17 protein-coding genes are annotated in these 17,150 nt (G+C 57.6%); 1 reads left to right on the top strand and 16 read right to left on the bottom strand.

Annotation, left to right across the window (positions count from 1 at the left end):
- Positions 1–2 precede the first annotated feature (2 nt).
- The 9 genes from IGS16_RS10240 to IGS16_RS10200 form a co-directional block, all read right to left on the bottom strand.
- Complete coding sequence (locus tag IGS16_RS10240; RefSeq protein ID WP_297085264.1) at positions 3–437, bottom strand: SH3 domain-containing protein; 435 nt, start codon at positions 435–437, stop codon at positions 3–5.
- Positions 438–602: 165 nt separating this feature from the next.
- The gene (locus IGS16_RS10235; protein ID WP_297085263.1) at positions 603–2,114 is read right to left on the bottom strand and encodes an AAA family ATPase; all 1,512 of its coding nucleotides are present in this window, start codon (positions 2,112–2,114) and stop codon (positions 603–605) included.
- Between the two features lie 40 nt (positions 2,115–2,154).
- Complete coding sequence (locus tag IGS16_RS10230; protein WP_297085262.1) at positions 2,155–2,670, bottom strand: YceD family protein; 516 nt, start codon at positions 2,668–2,670, stop codon at positions 2,155–2,157.
- Between the two features lie 155 nt (positions 2,671–2,825).
- A complete protein-coding gene (locus IGS16_RS10225; RefSeq protein ID WP_297085261.1) occupies positions 2,826–3,314 on the bottom strand; it encodes a R3H domain-containing nucleic acid-binding protein in 489 nt (162 codons plus the stop codon).
- 3 nt (positions 3,315–3,317) lie between these two features.
- On the bottom strand, positions 3,318–4,460 hold the full coding sequence (gene yidC, locus IGS16_RS10220) for a membrane protein insertase YidC (RefSeq protein WP_297085260.1): 1,143 nt from the start codon (positions 4,458–4,460) through the stop codon (positions 3,318–3,320).
- 316 nt (positions 4,461–4,776) lie between these two features.
- On the bottom strand, positions 4,777–5,160 hold the full coding sequence (locus tag IGS16_RS10215) for a PH domain-containing protein (RefSeq protein ID WP_172357849.1): 384 nt from the start codon (positions 5,158–5,160) through the stop codon (positions 4,777–4,779).
- Positions 5,132–5,572, bottom strand: coding sequence for a ribonuclease P protein component (rnpA, locus tag IGS16_RS10210; RefSeq protein WP_297085259.1), 441 nt, complete (start codon positions 5,570–5,572; stop codon positions 5,132–5,134). The genes IGS16_RS10215 and rnpA overlap by 29 nt, the downstream gene beginning before the upstream one ends.
- Before the next feature lie 130 nt (positions 5,573–5,702).
- Positions 5,703–5,843, bottom strand: coding sequence for a 50S ribosomal protein L34 (gene rpmH, locus IGS16_RS10205; RefSeq protein WP_084782327.1), 141 nt, complete (start codon positions 5,841–5,843; stop codon positions 5,703–5,705).
- Between the two features lie 325 nt (positions 5,844–6,168).
- Positions 6,169–7,605, bottom strand: coding sequence for a DUF2927 domain-containing protein (locus tag IGS16_RS10200; protein WP_297085258.1), 1,437 nt, complete (start codon positions 7,603–7,605; stop codon positions 6,169–6,171).
- Between the two features lie 695 nt (positions 7,606–8,300).
- Between IGS16_RS10200 and IGS16_RS10195 the strand changes: the two genes are divergently transcribed.
- Positions 8,301–9,488 (top strand): tetratricopeptide repeat protein, encoded by a 1,188-nt coding sequence (locus tag IGS16_RS10195; RefSeq protein ID WP_367185771.1) that lies wholly within the window; start codon positions 8,301–8,303, stop codon positions 9,486–9,488.
- Positions 9,489–9,498: 10 nt separating this feature from the next.
- Here the strand turns inward: IGS16_RS10195 and IGS16_RS10190 are convergent, their stop codons facing one another.
- The 7 genes from IGS16_RS10190 to IGS16_RS10160 all read right to left on the bottom strand — a co-directional run bounded on the left by IGS16_RS10190 (position 9,499) and on the right by IGS16_RS10160 (position 17,126).
- Positions 9,499–10,701, bottom strand: coding sequence for a sugar MFS transporter (locus IGS16_RS10190; RefSeq protein ID WP_297085256.1), 1,203 nt, complete (start codon positions 10,699–10,701; stop codon positions 9,499–9,501).
- 20 nt (positions 10,702–10,721) lie between these two features.
- Entirely contained in the window at positions 10,722–11,864 is a 1,143-nt protein-coding gene (carA, locus tag IGS16_RS10185) for a glutamine-hydrolyzing carbamoyl-phosphate synthase small subunit (RefSeq protein ID WP_297085255.1), read from the bottom strand.
- Between the two features lie 206 nt (positions 11,865–12,070).
- Positions 12,071–12,349: a hypothetical protein gene (locus tag IGS16_RS10180; protein ID WP_297085254.1), complete on the bottom strand. Its 279-nt coding sequence runs from the start codon at positions 12,347–12,349 to the stop codon at positions 12,071–12,073.
- Positions 12,350–12,546: 197 nt separating this feature from the next.
- Positions 12,547–13,965 carry an O-antigen ligase domain-containing protein gene (locus IGS16_RS10175; protein WP_297085253.1) on the bottom strand — a complete coding sequence of 473 codons (1,419 nt, stop codon included), beginning with the start codon at positions 13,963–13,965 and terminating at the stop codon, positions 12,547–12,549.
- Between the two features lie 122 nt (positions 13,966–14,087).
- Positions 14,088–15,065: a glycosyltransferase family 2 protein gene (locus IGS16_RS10170; RefSeq protein ID WP_297085252.1), complete on the bottom strand. Its 978-nt coding sequence runs from the start codon at positions 15,063–15,065 to the stop codon at positions 14,088–14,090.
- A complete protein-coding gene (locus tag IGS16_RS10165) occupies positions 15,022–16,245 on the bottom strand; it encodes a glycosyltransferase family 4 protein (RefSeq protein ID WP_297085251.1) in 1,224 nt (407 codons plus the stop codon). The genes IGS16_RS10170 and IGS16_RS10165 overlap by 44 nt, the downstream gene beginning before the upstream one ends.
- A 20-nt stretch (positions 16,246–16,265) precedes the next feature.
- Positions 16,266–17,126 (bottom strand): glycosyltransferase, encoded by an 861-nt coding sequence (locus IGS16_RS10160; RefSeq protein ID WP_297085250.1) that lies wholly within the window; start codon positions 17,124–17,126, stop codon positions 16,266–16,268.
- Positions 17,127–17,150 lie beyond the last annotated feature (24 nt).

The following is a 17,150-nucleotide window of genomic DNA, read 5'->3' as shown; positions in this document are numbered from 1 at the left end:
GATTACTGAATTCGCTCGGTGTTGCCCGCTTTGACCCAGCCTTCGCTGCCGTCGTTCAGGCGCACCCGCAGCCACCCGCCGTCGGCGCTGGTTTCCAGCACGGTGATTTCCTGGTTATAGTCGATGCCGCCAATTTGCGCGGAGTCCAGGCTGGGGCCGTCTCGCAGCACAATCCCAACTGCCGGGAGAACGCGGGCAGTGTAGACCTCTCCAGACGCAGCAGCCTGGACAGGTGTGGTGTCTGGCGGTGGCACAGTACCATCCGCAGCGGGCACTGCGCCTCCAGGAGGGGCGGTGTCGTTGGGGAAGACGGGTCGAGGCGGCAGTTCGGTGAGGCGGTTGATTAGATAGCGGGCCGCGCTGACCCCTGCAAAAAACAGGATGGCGATCGCCAGCGAAACCCCAATTACGCCTTGTGCCAGCCGTTGCAAACCCATAGTGCGACTCATCTTTGGAACTTGAAAATCTTTGGGGAAATTGTTCGACGGGGAAACTGTTCGAGTAGGAAACTGTTCGAGTGGGAAACTGTTCAAGGACTCTTGCAGGATACCTGAGCCAGTCAGAGGATGAACACAAAACCTCGCAGGAATTTAACAGCAAGGCTAGGAAGATTGGGACTGGGATCGCAGAAATAAACTGCCCTGGCGAGAGGCCAGGCGGGCCCGCCCTTCGGCGGCAAAGCGCTGGAGCTTTTCGATTTGCTCTTGGGCAGTCCGCGCTAGGGGAATCATCTGGCTGGCTGCTTCTAGCACGTCGTCGGTCGTAAAGTCGCGCCCCTGGCTAAAGCCAAGATGCATCGCCTCGGTCAGGATTTGCTCAATCTCTGCCCCAGAGAATTCCGGCGTTTCATAGGCCAGCCGCTCTAGGTCGTAGCTTTGGAGATTGTGCGGCCGTAGGCGCATTAAGTGTACCTCAAAAATCGCTTTACGCTCTTCCTGGCTAGGCAGCCCCACAAAGAAAATCTCGTCAAATCGTCCCCGCCGCTTGATTTCGGGTGGCAGCGCCTCAATGTCGTTGGCGGTAGCGACCACAAACACGGGCGAAGTTTTTTCTGCGAGCCAGGTGATGAAGGTGCCAAAGACTCGGTTGCTGGTGCCAGAGTCGCCGCGTCCGTCCAGCCCAGCAAAGGCTTTGTCGATTTCGTCGATCCAAAGGACGCAGGGTGCCAGCGCCTCGGCAAGCTGAATCATCTGGCGGGTACGCGATTCGGACTCGCCCACCAGTCCAGCAAACAGGCGGCCCACGTCTAGCCGCAGCAGAGGCAGGTGCCAGTGGTGGGCGATCGCCTTTGCCGTCAGCGATTTCCCTGTGCCCTGAATGCCCACCAGCAGTAGCCCGCGGGGGTGCGGTAATCCGTACTGTCGGGCTTTTTCGGAAAACGCACCGCCGCGCCGCAGCAGCCAGTCTTTCAGATTATCTAGCCCGCCAATGTCGGAAATGCGCTCGGTGGCGGGATAAAAGTCAAGGATTTGCGTCTGGCGGATGGTCTGCCGCTTTTCTTCGAGAATCAGGTCTACGTCTTCGGCTTGCAGTTCACCGTGGGTGGCGATCGCCCGCGCCAGCACCCGCCGAATCCGCTCCATCGACAAGCCTTGGCAGGAACGCACCAGATCATCCAAGACCCGGCTATCGAGCGATCGCCCGGTCGCCATCGTCAGGCGCTCCAGTTCTTGCCGGATTTCGCTCGCGGTGGGCAACGGAAAATCCAGCACCGTCAGCACGTCGCTGAGGTCATCGGGAATCGTCACCTGTGGCGAAATCAGCACAATATTTTTGGGCTGAGACTTGAGCAATCGCGCCAGGTTTTTGAGCTTGCGGGCAACGGCAACATCGTCTAGAAAGCGATGAAAATCTCGCAGCACAAAGACGGCGGCGACGGTCGGCGGCAGCTTTTCGACCAGTTCCAGCGCCTGCACCGGGTTGCGTTTACCAGAGCCAGCATCGTTGGGGTTGCCCTGATAGCCATCGACAAAATCCCACACATAGAAGGAGCGGTTGCCCTGCTTGGCACATTGGGCGATCGCCCCTTCCACGCGCTCCTCTTCACGAGTCGGCACGTAGATCAGCGGGTAGCGGGCCCGCAGCAGCAGTTCAAACTCTTCTGCAAAACTCATGCCTCGTTCCTGCCAACCCCCTTCGTTTCATCTGCTGCACTCAGTTCAGCATTTGCTTTTTCAGGGCTTCTAGCGATGCCCATCGATGATCGACATTCACCGTCGGCACGGGCAACTCATCGCTTAGCTCAATACCTGCACACTTGGGGTCGCAGAGCTTGCGCGGAGGAATTTCCAGACAAAGCTGCTCGTAGAGCCACCGATCTGGCTCAAAATAGCCCCGCGGCGGCAGCGACTCGATCAACCCCTCCGTCGAGCTTAAATCCTGATCAAACAAATCCTCTTCGGCTGTGGGAGCCGTCTCTTGCAGCCAGATCATCTCCAACACGTCGATCGAGAGGCGATGGTTATACTGCTGCAAACAGCGATCGCACGTCAGGGTCACAATCGCCTCCGCCTTTGCAGACACGTCCAGATAGTTGCCCTTGTGCATCACGCGAATCGTGCCCTGCACGGGCATTAAGGTATCCAGATCGGGCAGGTGATCCTGCACCTCGATCGTTTCAGTCTGCTCGACCGCTCTCAGCAGTTGAGGAATATGAATTGCCTGCATCATAGCCGCCTCCTCTCGCACTCATTGCGATTGACGCTACGGAAAGAATAACCCGTTCTCAGTCCTGGCACTGTAGCCTGGGCCGCCCCACCCAAGAGGATCGGCTCATCAAGCAACTGCCAGCCAGAAGCAACTGCCAGCCAGCCGCATTGACCCAGCTACTTTCGACGCACCACCAGACGGCGATCGGGTTCCTGACCACGACTGGAGGTTTCCAGATCCTCATAGTCTTTAAGAAAGGTGTGTACCTGTCGCCGCTCAGCCGCCGACAGCGCCACCATCTCAAACTCTTCCCCCGTTTCGCGCACCTTTGCCGCCGCCTCTTCGGCCAGGGCCAGCAACTCCGCCTGACGGCGATCGCGATATCCGTCTAGCTCCACCGTAAACGGCTGCTGCTCACCCTCTGGCTTGCCCATGTTCAGCGTGGTGTTGAGCAAATACTGGATCGAGTCCAGCACCTCGCCGCGATCGCCCTGCAATGCGTGAATTTGTTCTACAGAGAGCGCATCCGCCGAAATCGTCAGCCAGCAGCTTTCATCCCCGCGAATGGCCACGCCGTCAGCCTCCACAGTGGCCGGCAACCGAGCCAGACTCAACAACCGGTTCAGCCACTCACGCCCCTGCTGCTGTTGCTCCACGCTTGCCATCTGCTATCCCGCCTTTTTCTTGGAACGTCCCGGCTCAAATGGCAGCGCTTCCCGCCTGCTGTCTCCACTCGCCTGCTTCTCTTGCTCGTCCAAAATCTTTTGCAGATTCTCCGGCAGCGGCTCTCGCGACAGAATAAAGGTTTGCAGCGTTTGGAAGATGTTGGCAATCACCATGTACATCAGTACGCCCGCAGGCAGCGGGAAAAACAGAAACATTCCCGAAAACAGCACTGGGGTCAGCTTGTTCACTGTATCCTGCTGGGGATTGTTGCTGGGGCCCTGACCCGACAGAAGCTGGTTTACATACAGGCTCAGACCAAAGAAAATGATCATGCCTACGATGTCCCAATGAATCGTGCCGTCGGCATCCCTCGCGCCCACACGACCCAGCTTGTCGATAAACAAAAAGCCCTTATTCGCCGCCAAGCCCTGCACCGTGCCCTGAATCGTGACATCCCCCGGCTTAATGGCCTGAATGTTACCGTCTTCGTCGATCTGGATATTTTCAGCGCCCTTGGTCACCTTCCAAACCGGGTTAATTACTGTGTCGGGGTACTCTGCCAGCACGTCTCGCAGTGGCTTACCCTCGGTGGTCTGGAAATCGATGCGAGTTTTTTCGCCGACAGACAGGCGAGTTCCACCAGGAACAACCGCTGCCACTGGCACATGCACCCCATCAGAAACGTAGATATTCTGAGGATTCGTGAGATAGGCCTGGGGCTGAATCTGCTCAATTTGCTCCTGCGGCAGAATTTGCAGATTCACGTTGTAGTTTACATCAGAGAATGGCGACCCCCGCAGCGTGGCAAACAGGGCAAACAAGATGGGCATCTGCACCAGCACGGGCAAACAGCCCGATAGGGGATTGCCAAACTCTTTGTAAACTTTGCCCATTTCCTCCTGCTGCTTAGCAGGATCGTCCTTGTAGCGCTCCTGAATTTCCTTAACCCGCTTTTGCATTACCGGGTTGGCAACCCGCATCCGGCGCATATTGCGGATCGACCCGGCGCTGAGCGGATACAGCGCAAATCGAATCACCAGGGTCAGAGCCACAATAGCCAGCCCGTAACTTGGCACGATCCCATAGAAGAAATCCAGGATCGGCAACATGACGTTGTTGGAGAGAAAACCGACACCAAAATCCATGTGCTTTGTGGGTACCTTGTGGCTCTGAACGTTTACGGCATGACTAAATCTGGAAACAATCTAGAAACAATCCGGGAATAAACTAGCTAGATGCTGTGCGTTTACCTTCACCAGATGTAATCACCAGACGCAACCAGACATCATTGTACGCTGCAAAACCAGTCGATTGCAGCCGAATTGAACGTCTGGTCAAGCGTCTGGTTGCAGTTGTCCCAATTCCTAAACGAGCAAACTGCCTAAGTGAATGGGGAGCTAGCTTGTGGGCTGATCCAACAGGTCTGACAATTCAGATCTATCGGGTCGGATCTAGTCGGGTCTAAGTGCTGGCTTTTTTGGAGGCCTTGGCTGCGATCCGCTCGCTGATGTAGTTGGCAACTTCTCGGAACTTGGGCATGGCGCGTAGCTCCAGACGGCTGCCGTCTTTCAGCGTAACAACCATGTCTCCCCAACTGCCTAGCCCGCGAGGTACGGCAACCACGCTAGCCATTTCGGAATAGATGACATCTGAGCGATCGCGCCCCATCCATCCACCCGTGACGGAAATCCGTCGGTCGGTAATCCGATAGCGGAGCCAGATGGCCCGAACGATCGCTCCCACCGTCAGCGGCAGGCACACCACCGTCAGCCCCAGCAGGCAGTTGAGGATCAAGTCCCCAATATGGGGGCCGCCTTCATAGTACACATCTTCCCGAATGCCCATCGAACACCTCGGCCTCTATCAGCAACTGCTTTAATTCTTGCAGAATTTCTTTATAGTTGCACTTTACTGCAACGGGTTGCACGATGACGACAATCATCCAGCCCGTTGTGAACCCAGGCAGCAACTCGCGCAGGGCCGCCCGGATACGCCGCTTGATGCGATTGCGAACCACGGCCCGCTTGCTGACCTTGGTGCTGACCGTGATGCCAATGCGCGTGGGCGATCGCTCTAGTTTTTCTGCCGCATCCCTATCAGGTTTATCAGAACTGGGCAAACCAGGCTTTCCCTGGCGGGCTGGAAACTGGCGCAATGCCCGCAGCGTGAAGTTGCGAGTGCTGCGCCGCACGCCGGCCTGATGAACCTTGCTAAATTCCTGCCGACGCTTGAGTCGATGGACTTTGGGGAGAGCCACAACACATCTATTCCGTAAGCCAGTAAGCCATAAGCCAATCCAGTCCAAATCCGTCCCTACGCAAACAAGCTAGCTCCAGGCAAACTGGTGGCTAGCTCAAACCCCTATCTGGACGGGACGCAGGTGGAGATTAGGAAACAGACAGACGAACCCGCCCTTTGCGACGGCGTGCCTTTAGCACTCGTTGCCCGTTTTTGGTACGCATTCGTGCGCGGAAGCCAGACGTGCGGCGGCGCTTGCGGGAGGTTCCACCCAGAGTACGTTTCGTCATAATTAGCTCTCCAACCGTTGCAGAAGGGGATGATACAGAATGTGAACTGCGAAAGCCACGGTCTACTATTGTATCACTCGCCATAGGACGCAAGACAAACGCAAAAGAAAAAACCCCAGAGGCGAACCTCTAGGGCTTGAATCAGGGTGCATCTACCATTCGTTTCTACGTCTGAGGACATAGAGCATCCGGAGAGGTTAAACAACTTCTGGGGAACTTCATCCCTTCTTCAGGCTCAATTGTCCCCCGCTTGTCTCTGTGCTTTATGGGTATAGGACTCATGCAGTTCTCCAGGCTTTGCCCCGACAAGATTAAGGAAACTTCGCTAGCGAGTTCTGGCAGCACGTGGATCAACTAGGGTTTGCAGGACGGCAACGGCCTGCGATTGCGTCATGCCCGGTCGAAGTTGCGGGTGGTAGAGCATCCGAATCAGTGTGCGATCGATTTCGGCGTACTCCGTTACGTCCGTCCAGCCCTGGTAGAAAATGCTGTTGGGATAGCGATTGGAGTCGCGCATCAAGCCCAACACCTGAGTCAGTTCTTCCCGCAGCAAGTGGCTCCGCTCTCGCTGCGTGACGCGGTTGGTGTTAGTAATCAAAATGCGGGCGTAGTTAATGACGCTGTTATTCCAACGCACCCAGAAAAAGCCTAGATTCCCTGGCACATAGTTGGGTTCTAGCTGGCGAAACTGGCTCTCTGGCGCGTAGATAATCTCGACATTGGGATTGCGGTCGTCGCGGACGAGCTGCACGCCGCTGCCGTTGAGTAGCTCGTTCAATTCTTGCATCACCTGGCGAATCGTCGCGTCATCCTCCGCAGTGCGGGTGCCCGTGACGCGAATTCTCAAGTTTGTATTCCATCTACGAATTAGCGGTGCGTTATTTCCCCATTCCGAGCCAAGCGCGACTTCCGTGAAGTAATCAATGTCTGCTTGCGTGATGGCTAGTGGGGCTGGCCCAGGATTTAGAATCGCACCCACGCGATTGCCAATGGCACTAATCCCACCCACGATGCGATCCACCAGTCCTGGCGGATCAGGGGGCTGGGGGCTGGGTAGGGGCTGGTTCACCGCAGGGTTCGCCGTTCCCTGGGTGATGTCGCGCTGCCCCTGCTGATCGACCACGACTTCACGCGAATAGCGCGGGAGATTGGTCTGCCCATTGGTTGGCACGCTGGCAGGCGGCACGGGTTGGACGGACGGATTATATGCAGGCAGATTAGACGTGGGGCTGGGCAAATCGCCGCGATTGGGCGCACTCGCTTCTGGGCGGGTTCCAGGACGCATCAGCGCCCCAGAGGATGGGTCGTAGATCGGCGCATCGGCCGCGGCATTCTGGAAGCCTGCGGCTTGCTGGGCGGGGGGTTGCGGTGCAGCAGGCGAAGAGGCGATCGCCCCAGAACCCGCCGTCACGCGCACCAAGTCGCCCCGCACCCAGCCCTCTACGCCGTTGCCCAGCCGCACCTGATACCAGGTAAACCCATCTCCGCCGGGGGCTTCCTGAAGAATCATGACGGGCGTGTTGGGAGTTCCCGTAAACACGAGTCGGGATTGGACACCGGGGCTGACGCGGATATTGATCAACGCCTGAGGATCGCGGGCACTCAGCATTCCGCTTCTGCCTGAGGCGACGGTGGCAGTGCTGCTGAGCAGGTGGGTGCCCGGTTCTACGGAGGGGGTATGGCCCTGGGAGCCAAGGGCTTGTGTGACCCCAAGCGCCACCAGGCTAAGTGCCGCCAAACTGAGAGGAAATGGAATATTCATGAATCGCTTCCGAAGCAACGTGAGGGATCAGACCAAACCATGCGAGGCAGATGCGTTTTGCGAATCAAACCGCTGGCGATGCTGAATAAGAGGCGATCGCCGTGCTACAAGACCACCCTGGTTCACTCAAGGGTTTGCGCTGTTGACGAGCTTTACGAGTAGTCTCCAAGGAAAATGTCTTAGTCTCTTAGAGAGGTTTTATGACAGGACTGTAAGCCGCAACAGCGGGTTCCTGATTCCGCAAGAATGCAGACGGTGAGCGATTTGCAGAAAATTCGATATGAATTTGGCGGCAATTTGGCGGCAATACCCAGTTCCCCACTATTATTCCCCATAATTTTCTAAGAATCCGTTTGCAAAACAGGTTTTAGCCAGATCGGGCGAGGGCAGGGTTTTACTTTTCGGCAAGCCTGTTGGTCAATATTTTGGTCAGCATTATTAAATCAGCTTTGACATTTTATCGTACTTTTGTACTATACAGAGGCTCGTGCGGAGATCCGTCCCCAACGTCATCGATGGCACGGCTACCCTAAGTTAGGATCGAGAGGTGTCGCGGTCAACGACCGATTGACGGGCTTGAGCAAGCCTTCTGTGAACATTCTTTGCGGGCATTTTTTGCAGACATTCTTTCTAGGAATTCCTTTAGGCGTTGGTGCAGAGGGGAAAAATCGGTGAAACCAAAGCTAAGCCTTTGCATGATTGTGCGCGATGAGGCGGAACGGCTGGGGCGCTGTTTGCAGAGCGTGGCGACTGTGGCTGACGAGCTAATTGTCGTCGATACAGGCTCGGTGGATGACACCGTGGCGATCGCCCAATCCTTTGGGGCAAAGGTATTTTCTACCCCCTGGCAAAACGATTTTGCGATCGCCCGAAACGAGTCCCTACGCCACGCCACGGGCGACTGGGTGCTGGTGCTGGATGCCGACGAGACGCTGGTAGCGGACTGTGTGCCAATAATGCAGCAGGCGATGCAGCATGACGAAACGCTGGTCATCAACCTGCTGCGGCAGGAGGTGGGCGCGGTGCAGTCGCCCTATTCGCTGGTGTCACGGCTATTTCGGCGGCATCCGGCCGTGACCTTTGCGCGGCCCTACCACGCCACGATTGACGATGCGGTGGCGGCGCTGCGGCAGCAGGAACCGGGCTGGGGCATTGTGGATTTGCCGCAGGTGGCGATTTTGCACGATGGGTATGACCCCGTGGCGATCGCCCGTCGCGACAAGCTAGAAAAAGCGCGAACCGTCATGGAGGGCTACTGGAAAGTCCACCCCGACGACCCCTACGAGTGCAGCAAGCTGGGGGCGCTGTATGTGCAGATGGGCGAGGTGGAGCGCGGCATCCAGCTTTTGCAGCAGGGGCTAAAATCGCCCTTGTTGAAAGCGTCGCAGACGGATGCGCCTGTGCGCTACGAGCTGCATTATCACCTGGGCATTGCCTTCACCCGGCTGAATCAGATCGAACAGGCCGCGCAGCACTACCAGGCCGCGCTGCAACAGCCCGTGCTAGAGCCGCTGAAGCTGGGAGCCTACAACAATTTGGGCAGCCTGTGCAAAACCACGGGCGATCTGGCCACTGCCCGCCAGCTTTATGAACGCTGCCTTGCCATCGACCCCAACTTTGCCGCCGGACACTACAACCTGGGCACGACGCTGCGGGCGCAGGGACAAATTACCAACGCAGTAGCGCACTATCAGGAGGCAATCCGGCTTCAGCCCGACCACGCCGAGGCGCACCAAAACCTTGGCGTGGCGCTGATCAAGCTGGGCCAGGTGGAATCGGGGCTGGCCTCATTTGGGCGGGCGATCGCTCTGCATTCCCAGTCCAACCCAGAGCAGGCGGAGCGGCTGCGGCAGGGGCTAAAGGAAATGGGGTTTGCGATTTAGCCGTAGGTTGCTAGCTCAACGAGCGATCGCTCGGACTGTGCTGCACCAGCCAGAGGTGGATCAAAATCATGGCGATCGCCAGCGGCAGCATTAGCACCGGAATGCTCTCCAGGCTGGTGGCATTGGCAATCCAGCCTGCGCTGGTGGGAATAATCGCCGCGCCAAAGCTGGCCGCGCTGGTGGAAAAGCTAATGCCGCCGGGGACGAGTTCCGCAGGTAGTCGCTGGGGAACCAGCCAGATCGTCGCCGGAAAAATCGCCGCCAACGCCAACCCAATCATCGGCAGGCTGAGCCACTGATCGGGCAGTTGCCACCAGGCAAATAGCCCGATGAGCAACAGCGTCAGCGACAGGCTGATCATCCGCACTGCCCCCACCCGCCGCAAACAATAGTCCAAACCAAACCGCCCCACCGTCAGCCCCAGCCAGTAGGCCGCCACGCCATAGCCTGCTGCCATTGCAGGCATATTACGCCCGACCGACTGCACCGTGTAGGCCCAGTTGCCGATCGCCGCTTCCGTGCCCACGTAGACCAGCAGCAGCAGCCCCGTCAGCAGCACCGCCGGATGTCGGAGCGATCGCCCCAGGTTTTGCGCCGCACTCGCTCCCTCGGAGGTGACCACACCTCGAAGATTCATCGGCGGATAGCGAATCACCATCACCGCCAGCAGCGCTACAATCAGCAGCCCCACCACCCCTGTCAGCACGCCATACACCTGTCGCCAGGTCACGCCCATCGCCAGCAGCGTCGTGGCGATCGCCGGGCCCGACAGCGCCCCCACGCCGTAAAACCCGTGCAGCGTGCCGATTAGCGATGCGCCGCGTTCGTCCTGCACGATGTAGGTGTTTACGCCCGCGTCGATCAGCCCGATGCCTAGCCCCAGCAGCGTCCCCGCCGCCACCATCAGCGCCCATATCGGCGCGGTGGCATAAATCGCCAGCGCCAGCGTCAGCGTGCCCGCTGCCATCAGCAGCATCCGCGCCAGCCCCAGCCAACTGCTGATCAGGCTGCTGGTAAACGCCGCAAAAATGTAGCCTGTAATCTGACTGACGAATAGCAGCGTCACGCTGGCGGGTGTCAGGCTATATTCCTGCAAAATCGATGGCAGCAGCACCCCCAGCCCGCCCTCGGCAATGCCAATGGCGATAAAGGCATAGAAGGCGATCGCCACCCCAATCCAGCGCGGAGATGGCTGAGAAAACAGTTGCGCCATGAGAGACTCTGAAAAGAGGTCTATCCCTTGCTCTCACGCATTTGGCGCACAAACTGCTCAAATAGATAGTCTGCATCGTGGGGGCCGGGGCTGGCTTCGGGGTGATATTGCACCGAGAACATGGGCAAGGTTTTGTGGCGCAGGCCGGCCACCGTGCGATCGTTCAGGTTCAGGTGGGTGATTTCTACCTCGGCATCGGGGAGCGACTCCTGGGCGATCGCAAAGCCGTGGTTTTGACTCGTGATTTCCACCTTTTGGCGCAAGCCCGCGGGCTGGTTTAGCCCGCGATGGCCAAACTTGAGCTTGAACGATTCGCCGCCCATCGACAGACCCAGAATCTGGTGGCCCATGCAGATGCCAAAGACGGGCTTCTGGGCCTTGAGCAAGGCTTTGGTGGTTTCAATGCCGTCGGTGTTGGCGGCGGGGTCACCCGGCCCGTTAGACAGGAAAATGCCGTCCGGGTTGTAGCTCAGGATGGTTTCGGGGGGCGTGTTGGCGGGCACAACAATGACCCGGCAGCCGTAGCTGGCCAGCCGCCGTAGAATATTGCGCTTCACGCCAAAGTCGATCGCCACAACAGTCAGCGGCTCTGCCGATTGTGAAACCCCTTCGCTAAATTCCCACTCTGGCGGGGTCGGCTCGCTCCATTCGTAAATTTCCCGCGTGGTCACGTCCTTCACCAGGTTTAGCCCGGCCATGCTGGGGGCTTCCTGCACCTGCATCAGCAGTTCCGCTGGGTCGAGGATTTCGGTGGAGAGGCCGCCGTTCATCGCGCCGACGGAGCGCAGTTTGCGGGTGAGGGCGCGGGTGTCGATGCCGTAGATGCCCGGAATGTGGTGCTGCTTGAGGTAGTCGGGGAGAGACTGGGTGGAGCGCCAGTTGCTCGGGCGGGAGCAAATATTGCGGGCGATCGCCCCTTTTACCTGAGGCCCGGACGATTCTTCATCCTCCGGGTTCACCCCCGTATTGCCCAGTTCGGGATAGGTAAAGGTGACAAGCTGCCCGCGATAGCTGGGATCAGTCAGAACTTCTTGATATCCCGTCATGCCCGTATTGAACACCACCTCGCCGATGCTGGTGCCCGACGCGCCAAAAGAAAATCCGCGAAACACCGTGCCATCTGCCAACACCAGCAGCGCCGGGGGAGCCGTTACCAAACCCATATCCCTTCTCCCAAACAAGACCGAAATTCCAGCAAATCATACACCGGGATCATCGGTTTGTGATAGCCGCTGCAAAATGATTGATGCTGCAATTTGAGACTGCTTTGGAGATATTTGAGACTACTTTGGAGATAAACGAAACAGGAGGTAAACCAAACAACCACCGCGCTGCCCAAAAGCGGTTCAGCAATAACACCCAAGCTGATTTAGCCCTCTGAAGACAAAGTGACCGGGATATCCTTCATGCCGTGTGCCAGTTTCATCTTCTCGTACTCCCGCGCTTGCTCTTCAGTCACATCTTCTTTTCGCTCCCCAGCAGACAGCCCGAACCAAACACCCACCAAGTCATTGTCTACTTTGTAACCATTTGCAGTGAAGTAGTAAAAATTCATCTCCTCCTCGTTAAAGTAGCAAACCTTTGTAATAAGAAATGCAGCGGGGTTAGGGGTATCGAGATCTTTTTCTAGGACTAGAAAATGCTTCATGTCTTCCTTGACTCTTTACGAAATTCCCACAGGACTTACGCACTTGCGATAAGCTCTATTGGGTCTTGGCGGATTTCTCGCGGGCGTAGCCCCCAAGAAATCCTCCAACAGCGTAAGTCCTATCCCAGTGATAGCCCAAGCATGTCCCCAAAGCGCCCCTCAAACATCGCAGCTCATGCAGGTAGCCCCCCAAAGCGCTACAGCACCTTGAGGAGATTTTTGCGATGGCGATGATAGCGGCTGGCGGCCAGAGCGATGCCCATAAAGCCCCACAGAATCATGCCCGACAGCCCCAGCATGACGCTGCTGAAGATGAACTGGAAAAACACCGCTAGCGAAATGCCCCGCGCGGCACTGGCAAACGAATCGGCGCGAGCGGCAGAGTCTTTGAACAGGCTGACAATCAAGAAGATCACGCCCCCCAAATAGGGCAGCGCTCCCGCCCAGCCCAGCGTAAAGAAGATATCGAGAATGGCGCTGTCTAGCACAATCATTTCCAGCTTGCCGTTGCGCTCATTCACAATCCAGGTACTGCCCATGCCGCGCCCCAGTCCTCGCGTGATGGCCACGTTGAAATCGCGGTCGTGATTTCGAGAGCGATCGCGGAAACTCTGGTCGCGGGCGAGGTTAGAAATCGACTCGACCCGTTCGCTAATCACCTCATCAAACGGCTCCATTGCCGTCAGCGGCGTGACGCACAGCACCAGCACCAAAATCGTGACCACCAGCCGCATTTGATATTTGGGCGTGGTGGAGGCAAAAGCCGCCAGCAGCCCTGCCACCCAGCCGCCCCAGGCCGAGCGCACCATGCTGAGCAGAATAGACAGATAGCCGCTGACGGCTGCGGGAATGCCCAATACGCTGCGCTCAGAAAACAGCAGCAGCAGCCCTGCCATCATCACCACGGCAAACGGGCCGGGCGAGTGCATGGTACTCCAGACCCGGATTTCAAACGGCTCTGGTTTGCCAAAGCTGACGAGCTTGGTGCGAATCAGCCAAAAACCGTCCCACGGCGGCGCAACCATAAACTGGTAGATGCCGTAGAGACCTGTGAGCAAGACACACCAGAGAAATACGCGCTGGAAGTTGCTGCGGTAGCTGGGATAATCGTGCCAGTTTGCAAATAGGTGAAAGCCAAATAAGATGGGGCAAATCCAGTCCAGGAAGGAACGGATCACCGCAAGCGGTGGATTATCGAGAATGAGTCCAATCAGAAAGGCATAGACCACGCTGGCGATCGCCAGCACAAAGGGCAGCCCACCCATTTTCGGCGTGCGGGGCAGATAGCGCACCAGAGTCAGCACGCTGACGAACGTGACCAGGTAAGGCGCCAGCAAAATCACGCCCTTTTCGTCCCAAAAGCTGTTGTAGTCGCTGACGCGCCGGAGGAGGGGCGTGAGGAACCAGATCCACCAGGCAAACCCAACGTAGAGCAGCGGATAGCGGAAGTAGAGCAACACCGCCACCAGCAGCGCCGAGGCTGGAAAAAACAGCCGCACCAAACCGCCTGCCCCAACTAGCGCCCCCAGCGTGGCAATACTAAACACCCCGGCGATCGCAATCCATCCGGGTAGGGACTGGTTGCCAGTCGGCTGTGGACTCGAAATGACTTCCATGTGTTTAAGACGGCGAATAAAACAGCGAAACTCTAAAGCACAAGAGACTCCTCAGTCAGCCCCTCAAACTCTTAAAGCAGTTACTCAAGGCACAGCCAAACCCAAAATCCAAACCCCTCTCCCTACCCTCTCAGTCCCCATTCCTGTCCTCCAAGCCCTGCCTTTGACCCCTGCTTCCGGCTGGCCCACCAGGTTTGAATGCCCTGCCATCGCCCCTGCATGGCCGCTGCCCACTGACGCATAGCCAAGTCGCGCTGCTGGGGAAAATATCGGACTAGCTGGGCCAGCCCGAAAGCATCCCGATGCCCCAGCAGTAGCGCATAGAGCAGGAATATTGCCTGCTGCACAGGTGAAAAGTGTTCCAGCAGGGCCAGAGTTTCGTTGTGAACCGCGTTTTGGCGGGCGATCGCGCTGAACTGGTGGCGCTGGTCTTCGTCATGCCGGGGGGCAGGGTAGTGATCGACCAACACGGCTGGATCATAAACTAACCGCCAGCCGTCGCGCCGCAGCGCCAGACTCATGGCCAGTTCAAAATGAGCCTGGGCCCCGGAGCCGCGCATTCGGGTATCGAACGGTCGATGGGCGATCGCCGCTCGTCGAAAGCTCATGTTCACGCCTTTGAGAATATCGACCTCTCGCGCTGCGCCCATGCCCAGATGATGATTGCCAATGGGCCGACCAAACCATTGCAGCTTTCCCACGGTGCAGGGTCGTCCGGCCAGAGATTCGGGCAAGTGCTGGATGCGATCGCGCCCGCCCAGTCCGCCCAAGTGAGGATCGGCCAGGAAATGCTGCTCGATGCGAGCCAGCCAGTCCGGGTGAGGCGCAGCGTCGTCGTCTGTAAAGCAAATTACGTCGCCCTGGGCAGCTTCCAGGCCCCGGTTCATCGCCGCTACTACTCCCGGAACAACCACGCTTATGGTTTGCAGCGGCAACCCCGATGGCACACTCGTTTCCAAAAACTCCCAGGTGTTTCGATCCGTATCGCGCACTACTACAATCACCTCATCGGGCGATCGCACTTGCTCAGCCAGGGCCGCAAGACAGCGCCGCAGGTCATTCACGCGACAGTAGGTAGGAATGATGACAGTCAGCTTCATGATGGGCGACTTCAGGGTTAGCGGCGGCAGGCTTGGCAGCAGCATAGGGGCACAGAGGATCAAACAGGTCTAGATATTGCTGAGCCATTGCGCTCCAGGTGTGGGCTTCGGCGCGGCGACGGGCCGCCTGGCCCAGTTGCGATCGCCGCGTGGGGTCAGTAATCAGGGCGTTCAGCGTTTGAGCCAGCTGATCCACATCGTTGGGGTCGGGCAGCACCACGCCGCAATCGGGGGTGACGATTTCTGCGCCGCCCGTGGTTGCCGCAGTCACCACAGGCAACCCGGTGGCCAGGGCTTCTAGCAGCACGAGCGAACAGGCTTCGTAGCGGGATGGAAAAATGAACAGATCGACAGCTTTCATCAGGTCTTTGAGGTCGCGGCGATAGCCCAAAAAATGAACGCGATCGCCAACGCCGAGTCCCTCTGCCAGTTTGGGATAGGGGCTGCCCTCTGTGTCGCCTGCGACTGCCAAATGCAAAGCTGAAACCTGAGTCAGAGCGTGCAGCACAGTATCCAGGTTTTTTCTAGGGGTTTTAATATCTCCAGCAAATAGTCCCAACGGCACTTCTGCGGGTAGGTTCCACAAATCGCGACTGACCTTGCCGGGTGAAAACTCTACCGTATCGACCCCATTCAAGATGACCCGAATCTTTTCTTCTGGCACTCCAATACTCAATAGGCTTTGCTTGACCTGCTGAGAAACTGCAATCAGAAGCCCAGAGCGACGAAACGCCTGCTTTTCCCAATGGGCATTGAGTACTGTATAGAGCTGCTGATATAGCCCCCGCAGACCAGAGATGTGATTGGCGGGCGATTCCCGCAGGGATCGCTTCGCGAATCGCAGCCAGTCATGGTGGACAAAATGCACGGCATTGATGTCTGCCGGAAAATCAGTAATCGCGCCATTGAGCTTGACCAAATCGAACTCAACGGCGTGCTTTGCCAACCAGCGCCGACTCTGCCAGGAAAACATCAAGTTTCTCAGCAACTCGGTCGGCAGCCCATTGACCGGAATCGCCACCCAAGCTAATCCTGGATGCTGCACCAGGTCTGGCGCAACCTCGCTGGCCAGCAGCGTCACCCAATGCCCCGCCGCCAGCGCGTGCTGCACGACGGCGTAGTTGACGCGCCCCTGCCCGTCTCCTGGAATCACCCGATGCGTCACAATGCAAAGCTTCACTCGCGCTGCCTCCAGCCATGCTAAAGCGGCAAATATCGGTGTTTGATGCAGCCATAGAGTTCGCCGCCGCGCCAGCAGCCTTCCATCAGAACCCTACACAACGAAGCGCGATCGCGCAGCGAGGCAATCAGGCGGACTGGAAACAGGGCAGCCGTTTTGACAATCGACTTCCAACTCAAGATTTGCGGCATCCCTTTGTTCCGGTGCTTCTGGTAAAGGAACGGTTCAGTGTATCCAAACTTGAAGGCTCGGCGACACACACTCCGAATGCTGCCACGCAGTCGAAAATGAACCATCGCATCAGGTGCGTAGCTCAGCTTAAATCCAGCCTGTTGAACGCGCCAGGAATAGTCCACGTCTTGAAGTCGCAACAGGGTTTCATCAAACCCGCCCACCGCTTCATGAACAACGCGACGAATTCCCAAATTACACCCGCTAGCAAACTTCAAGTATCCCGACTCAAACAGCTTCAATCCATTTTCGTAACTATAAGCCCGTACCAGCCAGGGTTCGTTGAGCCGCCAATATTCCATATACCCGCCGACTAGATCGGCGTTCTCTAGGGCAGAGACCATCGCAGCAACCCAGCCCGCGCCCACCTCATCATCTCCATCACAAAACAGCAGGAACTCGCCCCGTGCTGCTGCCGCTGCCACGTTGCGGGCGTGGGCGCTGCCGCCGATTCGCGAAGCATCTAATACACGCAGATTGGGGAGGCGATCGCCAAACTGCTTTGCGATGGCCACGGTGTCGTCTGTAGACCCATTGTCTGCCACGATCACTTCCCACGGAGCGGCATACTGCTGGGCTGCCAAGGCCGCCAGTTGGGTGGCAAGGGTAGACGCATTGTTCAGGCAGGGAATGATGACGCTAACTTTCATGGGCCAGAATTCGTGAGAAGGGTA

This window comes from Thermoleptolyngbya sp. C42_A2020_037 (assembly GCF_015272455.1).
Classification (GTDB): Bacteria; Cyanobacteriota; Cyanobacteriia; order Elainellales; family Elainellaceae; genus Thermoleptolyngbya.
Note: the sequence above shows the minus strand (reverse complement) of the source record. Positions and strands in the feature narration are given on the sequence as shown.

Bases quoted from the DNA above. Each gene is read 5' to 3' on its own strand.
- IGS16_RS10240 (WP_297085264.1), bottom strand. From the start codon at position 437: ATGGGTTTGCAACGGCTGGCACAAGGCGTAATTGGGGTTTCGCTGGCG.
- IGS16_RS10235 (WP_297085263.1), bottom strand. From the start codon at position 2,114: ATGAGTTTTGCAGAAGAGTTTGAACTGCTGCTGCGGGCCCGCTACCCG.
- IGS16_RS10230 (WP_297085262.1), bottom strand. From the start codon at position 2,670: ATGATGCAGGCAATTCATATTCCTCAACTGCTGAGAGCGGTCGAGCAG.
- IGS16_RS10225 (WP_297085261.1), bottom strand. From the start codon at position 3,314: ATGGCAAGCGTGGAGCAACAGCAGCAGGGGCGTGAGTGGCTGAACCGG.
- yidC (WP_297085260.1), bottom strand. From the start codon at position 4,460: ATGGATTTTGGTGTCGGTTTTCTCTCCAACAACGTCATGTTGCCGATC.
- IGS16_RS10215 (WP_172357849.1), bottom strand. From the start codon at position 5,160: ATGGGCATTCGGGAAGATGTGTACTATGAAGGCGGCCCCCATATTGGG.
- rpmH (WP_084782327.1), bottom strand. From the start codon at position 5,843: ATGACGAAACGTACTCTGGGTGGAACCTCCCGCAAGCGCCGCCGCACG.
- IGS16_RS10200 (WP_297085258.1), bottom strand. From the start codon at position 7,605: ATGAATATTCCATTTCCTCTCAGTTTGGCGGCACTTAGCCTGGTGGCG.
- IGS16_RS10195 (WP_367185771.1), top strand. From the start codon at position 8,301: ATGATTGTGCGCGATGAGGCGGAACGGCTGGGGCGCTGTTTGCAGAGC.
- IGS16_RS10190 (WP_297085256.1), bottom strand. From the start codon at position 10,701: ATGGCGCAACTGTTTTCTCAGCCATCTCCGCGCTGGATTGGGGTGGCG.
- carA (WP_297085255.1), bottom strand. From the start codon at position 11,864: ATGGGTTTGGTAACGGCTCCCCCGGCGCTGCTGGTGTTGGCAGATGGC.
- IGS16_RS10180 (WP_297085254.1), bottom strand. From the start codon at position 12,349: ATGAAGCATTTTCTAGTCCTAGAAAAAGATCTCGATACCCCTAACCCC.
- IGS16_RS10175 (WP_297085253.1), bottom strand. From the start codon at position 13,965: ATGGAAGTCATTTCGAGTCCACAGCCGACTGGCAACCAGTCCCTACCC.
- IGS16_RS10170 (WP_297085252.1), bottom strand. From the start codon at position 15,065: ATGAAGCTGACTGTCATCATTCCTACCTACTGTCGCGTGAATGACCTG.
- IGS16_RS10160 (WP_297085250.1), bottom strand. From the start codon at position 17,126: ATGAAAGTTAGCGTCATCATTCCCTGCCTGAACAATGCGTCTACCCTT.